The sequence below is a fragment of the Streptococcus australis genome, assembly GCF_003943615.1.
GTDB lineage: Bacteria > Bacillota > Bacilli > Lactobacillales > Streptococcaceae > Streptococcus > Streptococcus australis_C.
Window position 1 is genome coordinate 81,101 of record NZ_RJPZ01000004.1, and the last position, 17,065, is coordinate 98,165.

General features: G+C 41.8%; 13 protein-coding genes. 1 reads left to right on the forward strand and 12 read right to left on the reverse strand.

What is annotated here, in order from left to right; genetic code table 11:
* Positions 1-18: 18 nt before the first annotated feature.
* The 4 genes from D8785_RS05730 to D8785_RS05745 all read right to left on the reverse strand — a co-directional run bounded on the left by D8785_RS05730 (position 19) and on the right by D8785_RS05745 (position 7,260).
* Entirely contained in the window at positions 19-1,404 is a 1,386-nt protein-coding gene (locus tag D8785_RS05730; protein WP_185759626.1) for a glycoside hydrolase family 1 protein, read from the reverse strand.
* A 146-nt stretch (positions 1,405-1,550) separates the two neighbouring features.
* Positions 1,551-2,243, reverse strand: a complete 693-nt coding sequence (locus D8785_RS05735; RefSeq protein WP_125374780.1) for a gamma-glutamyl-gamma-aminobutyrate hydrolase family protein — start codon at positions 2,241-2,243, stop codon at positions 1,551-1,553.
* A gap of 250 nt (positions 2,244-2,493) precedes the next feature.
* The gene (gene leuS, locus D8785_RS05740) at positions 2,494-4,995 is read right to left on the reverse strand and encodes a leucine--tRNA ligase (RefSeq protein ID WP_125374781.1); all 2,502 of its coding nucleotides are present in this window, start codon (positions 4,993-4,995) and stop codon (positions 2,494-2,496) included.
* 282 nt (positions 4,996-5,277) lie between these two features.
* Positions 5,278-7,260: a peptide ABC transporter substrate-binding protein gene (locus D8785_RS05745; RefSeq protein ID WP_125374782.1), complete on the reverse strand. Its 1,983-nt coding sequence runs from the start codon at positions 7,258-7,260 to the stop codon at positions 5,278-5,280.
* Between the two features lie 170 nt (positions 7,261-7,430).
* Between D8785_RS05745 and D8785_RS05750 the strand changes: the two genes are divergently transcribed.
* A complete protein-coding gene (locus D8785_RS05750; protein WP_125374783.1) occupies positions 7,431-8,753 on the forward strand; it encodes a DUF1958 domain-containing protein in 1,323 nt (440 codons plus the stop codon).
* Positions 8,754-8,824: 71 nt separating this feature from the next.
* On the opposite strand, the gene D8785_RS05755 is transcribed toward D8785_RS05750, so the two are convergent.
* From D8785_RS05755 to D8785_RS05790, 8 genes are all read right to left on the reverse strand, one after another.
* Complete coding sequence (locus D8785_RS05755; RefSeq protein WP_125374784.1) at positions 8,825-9,916, reverse strand: glycerol dehydrogenase; 1,092 nt, start codon at positions 9,914-9,916, stop codon at positions 8,825-8,827.
* A gap of 14 nt (positions 9,917-9,930) precedes the next feature.
* A complete protein-coding gene (locus D8785_RS05760) occupies positions 9,931-10,599 on the reverse strand; it encodes a fructose-6-phosphate aldolase (RefSeq protein ID WP_023027620.1) in 669 nt (222 codons plus the stop codon).
* A 15-nt stretch (positions 10,600-10,614) separates the two neighbouring features.
* Entirely contained in the window at positions 10,615-13,053 is a 2,439-nt protein-coding gene (locus tag D8785_RS05765) for a glycyl radical protein (RefSeq protein ID WP_125374785.1), read from the reverse strand.
* 141 nt (positions 13,054-13,194) lie between these two features.
* Positions 13,195-14,496, reverse strand: a complete 1,302-nt coding sequence (locus D8785_RS05770; RefSeq protein ID WP_125374786.1) for a PTS sugar transporter subunit IIC — start codon at positions 14,494-14,496, stop codon at positions 13,195-13,197.
* An 11-nt stretch (positions 14,497-14,507) separates the two neighbouring features.
* Entirely contained in the window at positions 14,508-14,816 is a 309-nt protein-coding gene (locus D8785_RS05775; RefSeq protein WP_123159800.1) for a PTS sugar transporter subunit IIB, read from the reverse strand.
* Between the two features lie 13 nt (positions 14,817-14,829).
* Positions 14,830-15,153 (reverse strand): PTS lactose/cellobiose transporter subunit IIA, encoded by a 324-nt coding sequence (locus D8785_RS05780; protein ID WP_125374787.1) that lies wholly within the window; start codon positions 15,151-15,153, stop codon positions 14,830-14,832.
* Positions 15,154-15,319: 166 nt separating this feature from the next.
* On the reverse strand, positions 15,320-16,291 hold the full coding sequence (locus D8785_RS05785) for a sugar-binding transcriptional regulator (protein WP_125374788.1): 972 nt from the start codon (positions 16,289-16,291) through the stop codon (positions 15,320-15,322).
* 14 nt (positions 16,292-16,305) lie between these two features.
* Complete coding sequence (locus tag D8785_RS05790; protein WP_048717589.1) at positions 16,306-17,049, reverse strand: DeoR/GlpR family DNA-binding transcription regulator; 744 nt, start codon at positions 17,047-17,049, stop codon at positions 16,306-16,308.
* Between the last annotated feature and the right edge of the window lie 16 nt (positions 17,050-17,065).

Genomic DNA, 17,065 nt, shown 5'->3' on the forward strand with positions numbered 1-17,065 from the left:
TCAACCATCTTCAAAAACTTACTCTTCAAATCCATTCTGCTGGCTCAACTCACGGAACCAATGGCCCGATTTTTTCAGGCGCCTTTCTTGAGTGGCTAGGTCTAATTCGACAAGGCCGTAGCGATTTTTATAGCCGTTGAGCCAAGACCAGCAGTCGATAAAGGTCCACATGAGGTAGCCATTACAGTTGGCTCCTTCTTGAATAGCCCGGTGCAACTCACGCAGGTGATCTTTGACGAAGTCAATCCGGTAGTCATCTTGGATTTCCCCATTTTGACGGAATTTTTCTTCCCCTTCAACTCCCATTCCATTCTCTGTTAGGAGCCACTCGATGTTGCCATAATTTTCTTTGATATCTTGCGCAATGTCATATAAGCCCTGCTCATAGATTTCCCAGCCTCTGTGTGGGTTGATCTTTCTTCCTGGCATGACATAGGGTTCGTAGAACTGCTCGACCAGCATAGGAGAGTCTGGGTTTGGCGCATAACGAGGCGCAGAGACCCGCATTGGCTGGTAATAGTTGACCCCTAAGAAGTCAACTGTATGTTCTTTTATCAGCTCTAAGTCACTTGGATCCACCTCTGGCAAGAGATCGCGCTCTCGCAGAATCTCTACCAACTCTGGTGGGTAAGTCCCAAGCACAGACGGATCGAGAAAAGACTTGGCTTGGAAGAGTTCAGCGATTCGTGCTGCCTTGACATCTGCTGGATGTTTGCTCCGCGGATAGGCTGGCGTCAAGTTCAACACTACTCCGATTCGATAGTTTGGATCCACCTCATGGCAGGCTTTGACAGTAAGGCTACTTGCCAACTGGGTATGGTAGGCGACTTTGACTGCTGCAGCGGCGTCCACCTTATGTGGGTAATGGGCATCATAAAAATAGCCAAACTCTACAGGAACAATAGGCTCATTAAAGGTAATCCACTGATCGACCAAGTCCCCATAGGTTTCAAAGCAGAAACGAGCGTAGTCGCGATAGGCGTAGACCGTTTCCTTGTTCTCCCAACCATCTCCTTGTTCTTGCAAGGCAAAAGGAAGATCAAAGTGATAAAGATTGACCATCAAATGAATGCCTTTGGACTTGATGCGTTCAAATACTTGGCGGTAAAAAGCCACTCCTACTGGATTGACTTCTCCACGACCCTCAGGGAAAATTCGAGACCATTGGATAGAAGTCCGAAAGGCGGTATGTCCAGTCTCTACTAGAAGCTCAATGTCTTCTTCCCAATTTTCATAAAAGGTCGAAGTTAAACCGGGCCCTTCTTGGAAACGAAAGCGATGAGGCTCTACTTGATACCAGTAGTCCCAGAGGTTATCTCCCTTACCATCTCCGGTAAAACGCCCTTCTGTCTGTGGGCCAGATGTTGATGTCCCCCATAAAAAATCTTTTGGAAACTTAATCATGTGTTTATCCTCTCTCATTGTCTTCCTCTCTATTATACTCCCTTTCAGCGCGGTTCCTAGAGACTATTTTCAGTCATTTTTACGCAGATTATAGAAAAAACACGCTAGCTATCAAAAGACCCGATTTCTAGCGTGTTTTGTTTCCATTATAATTGATTGACGACATAATCAAAGAGAGCCTTGTCTCCCTCGCTTATCTGATAACGCAGTTCCGGATGCCACTGAACCCCTAGAAAGGCTGTCCCGTAGGATGATTGAACCGCTTCGATAATCTGGTCATCCGGACTAACAGCAATCACTTCTAGATGAGGGGCTAAATCCTTGATCCCTTGATGGTGGTAGGAATTGATCTGACCAACTTCTCCGAACAAGTCTCGCAAAACGGTCCCCTCGACGGTTTCGATTGAATGACTGGCTTCGCTAGCAGGATTTTCCTGCCAGTGGTGGTCGATATCTTGGTAAAGCGTCCCGCCCATGGCGACATTGTAAAGCTGCATGCCTCGACAAACTGTAAAGATGGGCTTCTTAGCAGCTACCGCTTCCTTGATCAAAGCCAACTCGAAAAGGTCGCGCTCGAGCAAGTAATCATCGCTGACAATCTCCTTCTCTGCTCCATAAAACTGAGGAGAGACATGCTGACCACCTGTGAGAATCAACTTGTCAATCAAGGAAATATAGTGGCCAGCCGTTGTAGGATCTCCAATTGGAAGGATCAGAGGGATGCCCCCTGCTTCTTGAACTCCCTGGACAAAGCCTGTCGGTGTATAGCTGAGGTACATTCCTTCTTCTTCACGAAAAGGGCGTTGATTGCCCGTTATCCCAATCACTGGTTTCTTCATCGCACGTTCTCCAATCTCTTCATAGCTAATATAGTTCCTTATTTTATCACACTCTGAAGACGACTTTCAACTATTTTCATGTATTTTCAAATAATGAGAGTTTTTCTAGAATTTATCTTTCTTTTATGTAAAAATCCTCCAGAGTTTAACTCCGAAGGATTCATTCTTATTTCACAACAATATTAACGAGTTTAGTTGGCTCAAACAGTTTGGGGAACTGTTTGAGGTTGCGAATGAGCAAATAAATTGGTTATTTTACGACAATGTTAACTAATTTATTCGGTACACTAATTACTTTCACGATTTCCTTGCCATCGATCTCTGCTTTGACTTTTTCGTCAGCGAGAGCCACTTCTTGCAATTCTTCGCGTGACAGGTCTTTAGCGACCATGAGTTTGGCACGGACTTTACCTTTGATTTGAACAACGATTTCGATTTCGTCTTCAACCAATTTGCTTTCGTCCCATGTTGGCCAAGCTACATAAGAGATGGACTCACCAGTTGCTGCAACAGTTTGCCAGAGTTCTTCTGCCAAGTGAGGCGCAAATGGAGCGATTAATTGGATAAAGCCTTTAGCATAATCCTCATAGAGTTTGTCTTCCTTGTTAGCCGCGTTGACAAAGACCATAAGTTGGGCAATGGCTGTGTTGAATTTCATTGACTCGATTTGCTCAGTGACAGATTTAACAGTTTCGTTGTAAACCTTGTCAAGAGCACCATTGTTTTCCGCAACGATTTCTTTACTTGTGATCAAACGGTACACACGGTCGAGGAACTTACGACTTCCTTCCAAGCCTTCTTCAGACCAAGCGATTGAAGCATCGAGTGGTCCCATAAACATTTCATAGACACGAAGGGTATCCGCACCATATTGTTCCACCACATCATCTGGATTAACCACGTTCTTGAGAGATTTAGACATCTTGGCTGGTGCTTGCTCCAACTCTTCTCCTGTTTCCACATGGAAGAAGGAACCATCACGTTTTTCAACCTTGTCAGTCGCCACAAGTGCGCCACGGTGGTCACGGTAGCTTGTCCCCAAGATCATTCCTTGGTTAAAGAGTTTTTGGAATGGTTCTTTCGTTGGAACTACACCGATATCATAGAGGAATTTGTGCCAGAAACGAGCGTAAAGCAAGTGAAGCACGGCGTGTTCTGCACCACCTACATAAATATCGACTGGCAACCATTGTTTGAGGAGATCCTCGTCAGCCAATTTCTCAGTGTTGTGTGGATCGATATAGCGGAGGTAGTACCAGCTTGAACCGGCCCATTGTGGCATCGTATTCGTCTCACGACGACCTTTGACACCATCCTCACGAGTCACTTCCAGCCAGTCTGTCAAGTTAGCCAATGGGCTTTCACCAGTACCTGAAGGGCGGATGTCCTTGGTTACTGGCAAGACAAGTGGGAGTTCACTTTCTGGAACAGCTGTTGAAGTTCCATCTTCCCAATGAATGATTGGGATTGGTTCACCCCAGTAACGTTGACGGCTAAAGAGCCAGTCGCGGAGACGGTAAGTCACCTTCTCTTGACCAAAACCTTTTTCTTCCAACCAAGCCACAATCTTGGCAATCGCATCTTCTTTGTTAAGCCCGTTCAAAAAGTCAGAGTTGACGTGAAGGCCATCCTCTGTGTAAGCAGCTTCTGCTACGTTTCCACCTTCCAAGACTTCTACGATTGGAAGGCCGAATTGTTTAGCAAATTCCCAGTCACGCTCATCATGGGCAGGTACGGCCATAACAGCACCTGTACCGTAGCTAGCAAGAACATAGTCGGCAATCCAGATTGGGATTTCTTTGCCATTGACAGGGTTTATGGCATAAGCACCAGTCCAAACCCCTGTTTTTTCCTTGGCAAGGTCTGTACGAGCCAAATCTGACTTGAGGCTGGCTTGGTGTTTGTAGTCAGCTACAGCCTCAGCTTGTTCAGGTGTTGTGATGGCATCTACTAGTTCATGCTCAGGCGCTAAAACAGTGAAAGTCGCACCAAAAAGGGTATCCGGACGTGTCGTAAAGACGGTGAATTCCTTGTCTGTTCCTTTCACCTTGAAAGTGACATTGGCACCAGTTGATTTCCCAATCCAGTTGCGTTGCATATCCTTGATAGACTCTGGCCAGTCAAGCTCATCCAAGTCAGTCAGCAAGCGTTCCGCATAGGCAGTGATTTTGAGCATCCATTGGCGCATTGGTTTGCGGACAACTGGATAACCACCACGCTCAGAGGTTCCGTCAGGAAGAACTTCTTCGTTGGCGATAGCTGTTCCCAATTCTTCAACCCAGTTTACTGGCACTTCAGCTTCATAAGCCAAACCTTTTTCGTAAAGCTTAGTGAAAATCCATTGCGTCCACTTGTAGTAGTTTGGATCTGTAGTATTGACTTCACGGTCCCAGTCGTAAGAGAATCCAAGCGCATTGATTTGGCGTTTGAAGTTGGCGATGTTTTCCGCTGTGAATTCCGCTGGGTCATTTCCTGTATCCATAGCGTATTGCTCTGCAGGCAAACCAAAAGCATCCCATCCCATTGGGTGAAGGACATTGTAACCTTGGGCGCGTTTGAAACGGCTGAGGATATCAGTTGCTGTGTAGCCTTCTGGGTGTCCTACATGAAGACCCGCTCCAGATGGGTAAGGGAACATGTCAAGTGCATAAAACTTAGGTTTTGAAGCATCTGTTCCTGTCTTAAAAGTATGATGGTCAGCCCAGTATTTTTGCCACTTTGGCTCGATTTCTTTATGATTGTAAAAACTCATGCTGTCTCTCCAATTTTCGTGATGCTCCTATTATACCATTTTTAGGGGATTTTTAAAGGTTCTATCCATCAAAAAGAGGCTGGGACAAAAGTCCTAGCCTCTCCATTGTCTTTGGATTATCGAGCAAGACGCAGTGGTTGAGTGGGCTCTACCACACTGATTTCATCAACTTTTACAGCCCTACTCAACTGTGCGGAGGTGAGACGACGAAATCGAATTCTAACGAATTACCGATTTCTGTCCCACTCTCTTCCCTGTTCAATAGCAATTGTTCTTGAATTCCTAGTCTTCTACGTGACTTTCTAGTTCTTTTTGAGCTTTCTTATTGGATTCTTCTTTTTCTTTCTTCCATTGTTCACGCGCTTCATCGTACTCTTTGGCTGTCAAGACTTTGTCTTGCAATTCCAAGTACTTGTAGTTGAAGGTTTGACCCTTGTGTCCTGTCCAAGCAAAGGCAGCTGTGTACGGAACTGTCTTACGCACACCTGGAGAGGCACCATCTGAATGAATCGGAATCAAGAGGGCACTATCTGTCAACCAAGCCTGAGCCTTAGCATATTTTTTATAGCGGTCATTGACATCTTTTGTTTCATTATGTGCATCTTCAATCAATTGATCGTATTCATCAAAACCAGCTTCTTTAGCAGCTGCGTTATTAGTACCAGCATCAAATCCGAAGTAAGAATTTGCATTTTCACCATTCTTAGAGTTTGTGATATCTAGGTAAGAAGATGGATCGGTATAGTCTGGTCCCCAACCCAAGTTGTTGTTCAAATCCCAGTCTTGTTGAGAAGCATTTTCAGCAAAGTAGGTCACTCGATTAAGATCGTCCTCAGATACCATGTTCAAGTCGATGATGACATTTTCTGCTCCTAGGGTAGATTCGATCGACTGTTTAAAGGATTGAGCTTGCTTGACTCCTTCTGTATAGGTTGATGAAACAGGGAGGTCCAAATGAATCGGGAACTCTACTCCTTGGGCCTGAAGAGCTTCTTTAGCCTTAGCAAACTCTTCCTTGGCCTTGGTTGGATTGTAAAGGGTATCTTTTCCATCTTCGACAGAAACACCTTTCCATTCATCACCATATTCTTCTAAGTTTTTCTCTACAGACTCACCGAAATCTTTGCCATCAATTTGAACAAAGTTTGGAGGAGTGAAGGTGTTGCGGATGACCTTGTCTGCAGATGCTTCCCCATTGGCTTGCGCTACATAAGACTGGCGATTAAACGCAAACATAATGGCTTGACGGAAGTCTTTATTTAAGATTGCTTTCTTAGTTGAGCTCTTTTGGACATCCGTAGTTTTAGTCGTAATCTCATAAGCTTGACGGTCAATATTGAAGGACAAGTTATAAGTAGAGGATCCTTGATCACTGAAGACGATGTCATCTTTGTGTTTCTTCTCTACACTCTTATAGTTAGAACCATTTGGGAAGACACGAGCAATGGTATAGTCTCCGTTATCAAATCCACGGATCAAAGATTCTGAATCCTGTCCATCATAATAGGTCAGCTTAACCTTAGAAATTTTTACATTATCAGCATCCCAATAAGTTGGGTTCTTTTCAAGCGTCACAACAGATTTAGATGTGATGGCTTTGATCAAATAAGGGCCACAATAAAGAATACTAGAAGGGTTCGTGCCTTGACCGTAGCCATCTCCCTTAGAATCTAAGAATTCTTTATTGACTGGCATCAAAATGCCCATGGTGGTTTTTGAATTCCAGAAACTTTCTGGTTGGTTCAAGGTGTATTGAACCGTATAGTCATCTACAGCTTTGATACCAACTGTTGAGAAGTCTTTGGTTTTCCCTGAGACATAATCATCCAACCCTTTGATAGATTGTTGGACAAGATAGAGGGCCGAAGATTTCTTGTCCGCTGCGTGCTGAAGCCCCGTCACAAAGTCTTGGGCCTTAACTTCTCCGAATTCTTCCCCTTCAGCGGTCACCCATTTAACCCCTTTACGAAGTTTATAGGTATAAGTCAGACCATCTTTTGAAACAGTCCAATCCTTAGCAAGAGATGGGATTAAGTTGCCGTATTTATCAACTTCTAATAAGCCATCCACAGCATTTCCTGTAAATTCTGAGGTTGACTTCTTGTTAGAGAGTGAATAATCCAAAGTATCCGGATCTTGCGTATAGACATAACTAAAGACCTGGTTGTCTGAACTTGAAGATTTCCCTCCTTGTGAGCAGGCTACCAGTGCGCTTACAGACAAGAGCAGAGCGCCGGTGGCTAAGAGTAGCTTCCCTTTTTTCATATGGATCACCTCTGTATAAAATGTTATTCTTCATATTAAATTATAGCACTTTGTAGAAAAATGTAAACGCTTTTACTGCGAAATTATTCTCTTTCTTCTTTCTTTTTTCTTTTTTCACTTTCTTCTATTTCTAGATTTTTTCCGTTTTGATCCCTGGTCTGTATGATATAATGGAATCTATGAATTATGGGAGACATTTACACAAACGACTAAAACACGGCCTCTTGTCCCTTCTTATAGGAGTCTTGACATTAGGCCCTATCTCTACTGCCTTTGCGGACGACATCTACCAGCAAGAAGATGTCATGAAAATCGCAGCCGATGCTGGACTGGTATTGGACGATTTTTACAAGCCCAAGGCTGACATCGTCATCGATGCCAATACTGGAGCCATCCTCTATGGGGACAATATCGACACGGTCCGGGACTCAGGAAGCATGGCCAAACTCATGAGTGCTTACGTGGTTTTTCGAGCCCTCAAAGAAGGGAAGATCACGTACGATACCGTGGTTACAGCAACTGCGTCAGACCAAGCCATTTCGGAAAACAATCTGTTAAGTAACTCACCGATTGTAGCTGGCGTAGACTACAAAGTATCTGAATTGATTAAGATGCTCTTTGTTCCCTCTTCCAGCGCGGCTGTGATCATGCTAGCTAATCTTGTCACAGACAACGATCCCGATAAGTTTTTGGATCTAATGAATCAGTACGCGCAAGAAATGGGGATGACAAATACCAAATGGAATAACCCGAACGGGGCGATGATTTCCGTCTTACAGGGCTATTACAATCCACAGCACCACGACTTGAACGCTAATAATGAGATTACAGCGCGAGACATGTCTATTTTGGCATATCACATCGTGAATGACCTGCCAGAGATGTTGGAATACACAAAGCAAGCCCACACAACTATTATGCCAGGCACTCCGTATGAGCAAAGCTATGACAATTACAACACTTCCCTCGAAGGTGGAAAGTTTGAACTCAAGGGAACAGATGGACTCAAGACAGGATCCAGCCCAACTGCTGACTACAACTACACCGCAACAACCAAGCGGGGGAAACAGCGGATCATCGAAGTCATCCTAGGCGTTGGAAACTACGATGTCGAGATCGCTGAAAGCTACCGCAATCAAATCGGGAATACCTTAGCTGAGAAAATGTTTGCGGATTACCAATACAAAAAAGTGCTCTCTGCAGGTCAACACACGATCGACGGAAAGACTGTAGACTTGAAGCAAGACTTCTATGCAACCGTTAAAAAAGGCACGAAGCCAGCAATTAAACTAGAAGACAACCGCCTAGTCGTCCAAAACGGCTTGAAGCAGGTTTCTCCAAGCATTAAAGCAGGGATAGCCGTGAGTGAATCTAAAGCAACAAACTCTAGCAGAAAACCTAAGGGACTAGATATCATGTGGCTCTTCTGCTTCTTGCCAGCCGGAATCTTATACCTGATCTTTAAACAAACCGATCCAAAAAGAAGAAAATAGAACAAGAACTCCCATGCCTGTTGGCAATGGGAGTTCTTGTTTTGCGTTCTATATAAATAACCGATCTTTGTTTAGCCTAAAGACTTGACATAAGCATCTACTGCTACAATAGCTTGAGCAATATCAGAAGCTTGTACCTTGAATGGCATTTGATGGATGGTTTCTCCCTCAATGGTTGCTTGTTGGCCAACCTTGAGAAGATCTTCGTAACTTGCATTTTCAAGATGCATTTCTTTCAGAGTCGTTGGCATACCGATTTGTTGATAGAAACGAATGTATTTGTTCAATTCTTCTTTTGGACGGTTTTCCAAGAACAATTGAACCAAGGTTCCATAAGCTACTTTTTCACCGTGTGTCAAATGGTGGATATCCCCAGTAAGGGCCGTAAAGCCATTATGGATAGCGTGAGCAGCAGCCAACCCACCACTTTCAAACCCAATCCCACTGAGAAGGGTATTGGCTTCAATGATGTTTTCAAGAGCAGGAGTTACCACTTTAGCTTCACAAGCAGCCATAGCTTGGAGACCATCAGCAAATAAGATTTCTTCACAACGTTGTGCAATCGCGACACCCGCTAGAGTTTGGTGTTGCCCTAACATGGTTTTTCCATTGGCTTGCATGACCGCACGCGCTTCGACCCAAGTCGCTAACCCATCTGCGATACCAGAAGCCAGCAAACGTTTTGGTGCTTGAGAGATCACTTTACTATCCACCAAGACCAATTCTGGATTTTTAGAATAGAAGATATAGCGAGCAAAGGCTCCTTCATCCGTGTAGATAACTGACAAGGCTGAGACTGGAGCATCTGTCGAGGCAATGGTCGGAGCAATGACAACTGGTGATTGTAAAAGATCTGCAATAGCTTTTGCACTGTCGATGGTCTTTCCTCCACCAAGTCCAATAACCAAATCACAGCCATTTTCTTCTGCCAGACTGACCACACGATTGATTTCATTATCAGAAGCTTCACCATTGAAGAACACTGGCAAGACTGTAAAGCCATACCGGAGGAGATACTTTTCAAAACGTTCTCCTACAATATCATAGACCACTGAATCACAGAGTAAAACGGGATGACTCCCCAGCTCTAAAATAGGTTTTGCATTTTCAAATAAAGCATTCTCACCTTGTATGTAACGAGATGGACTTGCAAAATTTCTCATACACTCCTCCTTTATCAAATTGTAGTCTTTTGATGAACGGCTGACCAATCTGCCTCGAAGTCATCTACTGCTTTTGCAATAGAAGGCATTCCAAAAGCTGCTTCAAAGACATCTGCCCCTGCCGTAATTGCTTGTGTTCCTTCTTTAAATGCTCTATTAACTTGAGCCACATTTTTAAAGGAAGCTGCTAGAATTTTGCTTGATGAATGATTACGCTCTATGGCACTCGCTAACTGAGAAATAACCTGAGCTGAATCAATGTTTAAGTTTTCCATACGATTGTAATAAGGTGCTAAATAGTCGGCTCCTGCTTCAATCGCTAACAGTCCTTGAAAAACAGTATAGATTGCTGTTGCAGTAATTTTGTAACCCTCTGCTTTTAACACTTTAATTGCAGCAAGTCCTTCAGGTGTAACTGGGACTTTAATATAGGTATTTTCATCGCATTGTTCGCGAATTTTAGCCGCATCTTTTAAAATTCCTTCATAATCTTTTGCGACAACTTGAACATGGATGGAAGGAGATCCTCCGATGATTTCCCGCACCTTATGGATACGATCAAAAAAATCAATGTCCCCTTCTTTTTTGGCAATTGTTGGGTTCGAAGTTACCCCAGCAAGGGGTAACACTCGCGCCCATTTTTTTATCTCATCTAAATTTAAAGTATCAAGCATAAATTCCATATACATACCTCTTTACTATAGAGTATGCTCTGTCCGTCCAATAATATCATCTTGTGTAGCTCTTGATAGTACATTGAAGAAAGCTGAGTAGCCTGCAACACGTACAATTAAGTCACGGTGTTTTTCCGGATGTTTTTGAGCGTCTAATAATGTTTCTCTAGAAACCACATTGTATTGAATATGGTATCCATGTAGACGATTAAAGAACGTACGGAGTAAAGCAATAAGTTTTAATTTATCTTCTTCTTTGGCTAAAGTTTGTGGGTTTACTTTTTGGTTCAGTAGAACACCACCAACAATTTCATCTGTTGGTAATTTGGAAACAGATTTTAGAACAGACGTTGGGCCATGTTGGTCCATATTGTGGGATGGAGAACATCCTTCTGCTAGCGGAGTTCCAGCATTACGACCATCCGGAGTAGCTAATGTTCCGCGGCCTTGTCCTACATTGGCTGAAATAGAAGATGTACCAGAGTAACGAATTCCTCCAATAGGTCCTCGTCCATATCGAGTATTTGGATATTTAGCAATTTCATCCACATAAATATCGTATGCTTCTCGAACTAAACTGTCCGCATAGTCATCATCGTTTCCATACTTCGGTGCATCATGGATAAGCATCTCTTGGATTTCTTTTCCACGTTCGCCAGCATAATCTGTTTCCAGAGCATGCCATAGTTCTTGTGGCGTTAAGCGCCCTTCTTCGAATACGAGTTTCTTGATTGCTGCAAGTGAATCGGATAAGTTTGCAATACCCACTTGTAAACCAGAAATATAATCGTAGACAGCTCCACCTTCTTTTAGGTGTTTTCCACGTCCAATACAGTCATCTGTCAAAGCTGAACAGAGGATATCTGGCACTTCTCTTTCAAGAGATAGGTCGATAGAGTTTTCTACAATCACACTCATGCGGGTTAAGTGGCGCAAAGTCTTGTCCCAAGCCGTTTGCAATTCATCGAAGCTCTTCATGTCTTTAAAATGACCAAAGCTTGGTGCAAAGCGCTTGCCAGAAGCAGGATCGATTCCGTCATTCATCGTAATGAGCAAAACTTTAGGGAAGTTCATATAACTCATACCTGTACAGCGATATCCCCATTTACCTGGAACAGCTGTTTCTACACAACCAATTGCACTGTAATCATAAGCATCTTCTTCAAGAACACCTTTTGAAATAAAGGATGGAATAATGATCTCATCATTATTGAAAGCAGGCATACCGAATCCGAGCTTCATAACCTCAATACATTCGTTCATGAAGCGGGCATCCAAACCAGCATGGTAACGAACAGTTAAGTTTGGTTGCGGAAGGTGAGTTTGAGCAACAGACTTCAACACTAAATAAGACAGTGGGTTGACGGCATCTTTCTTATCACGCGTTTGCCCACCAATCGTAACGTTTTGATAAAGCGGACTCCCCGCAGATGAGAAGGTATGTGCTTGACTACGTACTTTGTTAATTGTAATAGTCTTAATCCAAAGGTTGGTCAAGCGTTCAACAATACTCTCTTCAGTTTCCCGTCCACTTTCCAAATCAGCTTTAACGTATGGATACATATATTGGTCAAAACGACCATATGAAAGTGAGTGTCCATTTGATTCAATCTGAAGAATACATTGAATAAACCAAACAGACTGGACAGCCTCTGCAAATGTACTTGCAGGCTCGTATGGAACTTTTGAGCAAATCTCTGCAATTTCAAGCAATTCCTTCTTACGTTCAGGAGTTGCTGTCTCAGCAAGTTGTTTAGCAAGTTCCACAAATCGTTGAGCATAAGCCTTAACAGCATCAATTACGATAAAGATAGAATCATAAAAATGGTATTTGTCAATACTAGCTGGATCCGTTAGGTCAAGAGCCGCCTTAGCTTGACGGGCTCTTTCTTCAAAACCTTTCAAACCATATTGCAATAATTTTTGATAATTTACTGCTAAGTGGGCATCTCCTGAATTCATCTTCCCTTCCATACCGAAGAATCCTGTTTCCATATAGACAGAAACTTCTTCAGGTAGAAGAGCTCCAGCTCTTGCACGTAAGTTATTATTTTCCCAGAATGGTGCGATACTACGGAGTTGTTCTTTCGTTTCTTCCGTAATATAGAAGACATCACCATCCCGCTTTTCAAAAAGATCCAATTCCTTAAGAACGAACTCTAAAGTATATTCTGGGAAAATTGGAGCATCTTTATTAGAGGACGCTTGGTTTCCAGCAATCATGGATTCATCCTCAATATAGATTGTCATATTTTCAAGAATCTCTTTCAACATATAGGCACGTTTAAGAACATTTGGTTGTTCCTTATAACGATCATATGCCCTAGTTGCAAGAACAGCACGTTCAGCATCGATGTAAGGCTTCTTATTTAAGACATCTTCACGATACTTATTCATGCGTTCAGTGAGGCTTCCAAAATATTCTGTTTTAATGCTTGTACTTGCTACTTCCACTTGTTTCATTTTTTCAAAACCTTTCTTTTGAAATTATTTTGTTTTCTTTCGTAACTATAGTAGCATTAAATTTTACGAATTTCAATGAATTATGGATTATACATATAAATTCTATTCTAGTCGCACATCTGTGCATTCCTGATAGACGCACTATTTTTCAGCTTGTAATTCATTGTTATAGGCAAGATTATCTTGGAATTTGAAGAATGGGAAATATACGACAGTCGAGGTCACAAGAACAAGAACTTGAACGAAAGCACCTTGCCAACCTCCAACCATAAATCCAGAAATAATGGCTGGTGTACTCCAAGGAAGGGTCACACCTGAGAATGGTTGCATAAATCCAATAGCAATTGAAGAATAGACAATTATCGCTGCTAAAATTGGAACGATAATGAATGGAAGGAACATCACTGGGTTCATTACAATTGGGAAACCGAATACGACCGGTTCATTAACATTGAAGATTGCAGGAAAAGCTGCAACTTTCCCGAGTGCTTTATATTGTTTTGACTTAGCAGCAAATAACATGGCAATAACCAATCCAAAGGTTATACCTGATCCAGACAAAATAAGGAAGCTATCTAAAAATTGTTGGGTGACAATGTGTGCACCATTTTCAACGGATAGCTTCCCAGCTGCCAACATGGATTTATTGGCATCTAGGTTAGAAAGTAATAAGGCTGTTACTACACCGTTGACAACTGATTGTCCATGCACACCAAACCACCAGAGGAATGAAATAAAGAAGGCAATCCCAATCGCTCCATAAAGTGATCCTGTTAGACCTTGTAGAGGAACCTGAATGACATCATAAATCATTTCAATGAAGGTACCGCCGTTTGTTACTACTTTTGATACGATATACACAATCATTGATAGTAAGAAAATCACGAAAGCAGGAATCATCGCTTCAAATTGTTTGGCAATAGCTTGAGGTACTTGTTCTGGCATTTTTATAACAATGTGTCTTTGGATAAACACTGTATAAATTGCACCTACTACCAGACCAATAATAATGGCACCGATAATCCCTTGACCACCAAACCATACTTTTGCAATGGCATCGCCAATCGGTTCTCCCTTAGCTGGTACATAAGATGATTTTAACAAGATAAAGAATGAAGACAGGGACAAAACTCCCGCTGGCAAGGGTTCTACTCCACTGTTTTTAGCATAAGAATACCCAATGGAGAAGCAAGAAATTAAGCCCATGATGGCGAATGTCCCTGAATAAACTTGCATAAATGGCTCTGTCCATGTATCGCCAAATACACTAGCAATGGCTTGGTTAAGGCCTTCAAATGGTAATTGCCCAATAATCAGAAACAAACTACCAACTACGGTTAATGGGAGGATCGCTAACATCCCATCTTTAAGAGCAATGATTCCTTTCATATTTACAAAACGCATGATTGGAGCGATAATTTTCTGAGAATTAAAATTAGACATGGGAAGCCTCCTTATTTTTCTCCTAGCAATTCTAGAGCTAGATTTAGTACTTTCTTACCATCTAACATCCCATAATCTGCCATGGGAATGACAGCAATAGGGATATGGTTTGCCTCACAAATCGCTTTCGATTTATCCAAAGTATAAGCTACTTGAGGCCCTAACAAAGCAACATCTATTTCTGGGGCAAAATCTGCTAATTTCGCTTGAGAATAGGCCTCAATTTCAGCATCAATACCTAATTCCTGAGCTGCTACCTTCATATTATTTACCAACATTCCTGTTGAAAATCCTGCCGCACAAAACAATCCAATTTTCATCTTCTTTTCCTCCTTATTGTTTCGCTGAAAGTTCTTTACGTAAGTCAATCATTTCTTTGATCAAGTTAATCTCTGTGATTGAAGTCATTAAGTGATCTTGTGAGTGCACAAACAAAGCTGTAATCTCTGTCTTTGTCCCACCTGCTTCCTGGGCTAAAAATTTTGTTTGCAAGTTATGCGCTTCTAGCAATGCTGCATCTGCTTTTGAAATTTCATCTTCAGAAGAAGTAAAATCTCCCTCCTTAGCGTATGATAAGGCTTGGTAAATATGCTGTTTGGCATCACCCGCATTTAAAATTAAGCCCATAATAATTTGGTCTGCAACAATTATTTCCATGTGCACTACACTCCTTTGTCAATCTAATGAAAGCGCTTTTTCTACAGTCAATATACCATTTATATTTTTGCCGGTCAATAAAAATCACAACATTTGATTATTATTTTTAAGTTTTGCACATTTGTGCTATTTACCTCAAAAAAATAAGGACTGCATCCTTGCCGTCCTATTTTTTTGTAAATTGCTGATCACCATCTAATTCTAAAACCTTTAGGATAGTTGCTTCATCTGTGACTAAATGATTGATGTAGTTGGCTTTCAAAACAGATAAAATTGCTTTTGCTTTTTGATCTCCATACGCCAAAGATACAGTGTTTGGAACCTTTCTCAAGTCCTCCAATGTGATAGAGATTGTTCTTTCCTGTAATTCAGGATAAACTGGAGTTCCTTCTTGATCAAAGAAACGGCAGCATACTTCTCCTACAGCATGTTCTGTCTCCAATTTCTTAAAATCATTTGATGTCAGCATATCAAACCACTGAGGATTCTTGCTATCTGCATAGCCACCAATCCCTACAGCCGCAACATCCAAACAACGCCAACTAGCTTTCAAATCCTCAAAATACTTAGAAGATAAGATGCCTTCCGTCACCTCAGAATTTTCTTGAATGACACTCGCGTTTATAAAATGACATTCCCCATGAAATTTACTCGCCATACTGTAGATCAGCGTATTGACATGGTAGCGAGCATGAATATGACTGGGACCTCCAGCTAGGGGATAAAACTGAACACCATCCAAGCGCTTCGTTCCAACTTGTTCTACCATTAATCTGAGAGACTTGCCCCATGAAAATCCGACTGTCATTCCATCTTCAATCAAATTACGAAGCATGACCGCACTTGCTTGCGCCAGTCGCTTTTCAAGGCTTTCTCGAGGCTCATCAACTAGATTCGGTATAATCTCGATAGCTTTTAAGCCATATTTTTGTTTGATATAATTTTCTAAATGGAAGAGGCGAGTATCAAAGTTTTCAATTTCAATTTTTACTACGCCCTCTTTCTTGGCCTCTGCTAGCATTCTGCTAACAGTTGTACGGTAGATTCCAGTTTCTGCTGCGATTTGCGATTGACTTTTGTCTTCAACATAGTATAGGTAGGCTAATTTAGCAAGTAACTTTTTCCGTTCATCTTTCAATTGGCGTCTCCTTCTTATACTAAAGTTAAAATCGTTTGCGAATCCTCAAGTTTTTCTTTCGCTTCTTGAGATATATTCTTATCTGTTATGACTCTCGAAACTTGTGAAAGTGCAAATCGTCTGACAGTTCCACATTTCCCAAATTTACTTGAATCTGTTAAGACAATCACTTCTTTAGAAACATCGGACATAGCTTGAACAACTTCACTTCTCATCATATCTTTCCCAGTAAAGCCAAGTTCATCATCATATCCGTCAACCCCTACAAAAGCAAAGGGAACTCTAAACGAGCGGATTAATTCTTTCAAAAGCGGACCTACAGTCACTCTCGATTCTTTTTGAAATTCACCACCAAGTAGGATGATTTTACAAGAATCATATTCCTGAATATAATCTGCAATAAAGTAAGAATTTGTCACAATCTTGACATTCTTTTTTGTTTGGCAAATTTCTTCTGCTAGCAAGGCACATGTAGAGCCCGATTCAATCAAAACCGTGTCGTTATCCTTAATTAATTTAGCAGCTTCCCTGGCTATTCTTTTCTTGGTATCATATTGAAAGGACAATCGAACATTGATATCATCTCCACTATTTAAAACAGCATAGCCGTGTTCTCTATGCAATAATCCTTTGGATTCTAGCTTGTCCAAATCCTTTCGAATGGTCACTTTAGAGACTTGTAATTTCTCAGACAAGCTATTAACATCAATCTTTTCAAATTCCGATACTAATTTCAATATTTCATCTAAACGTTGCATTGTTTTTACCTCTTCT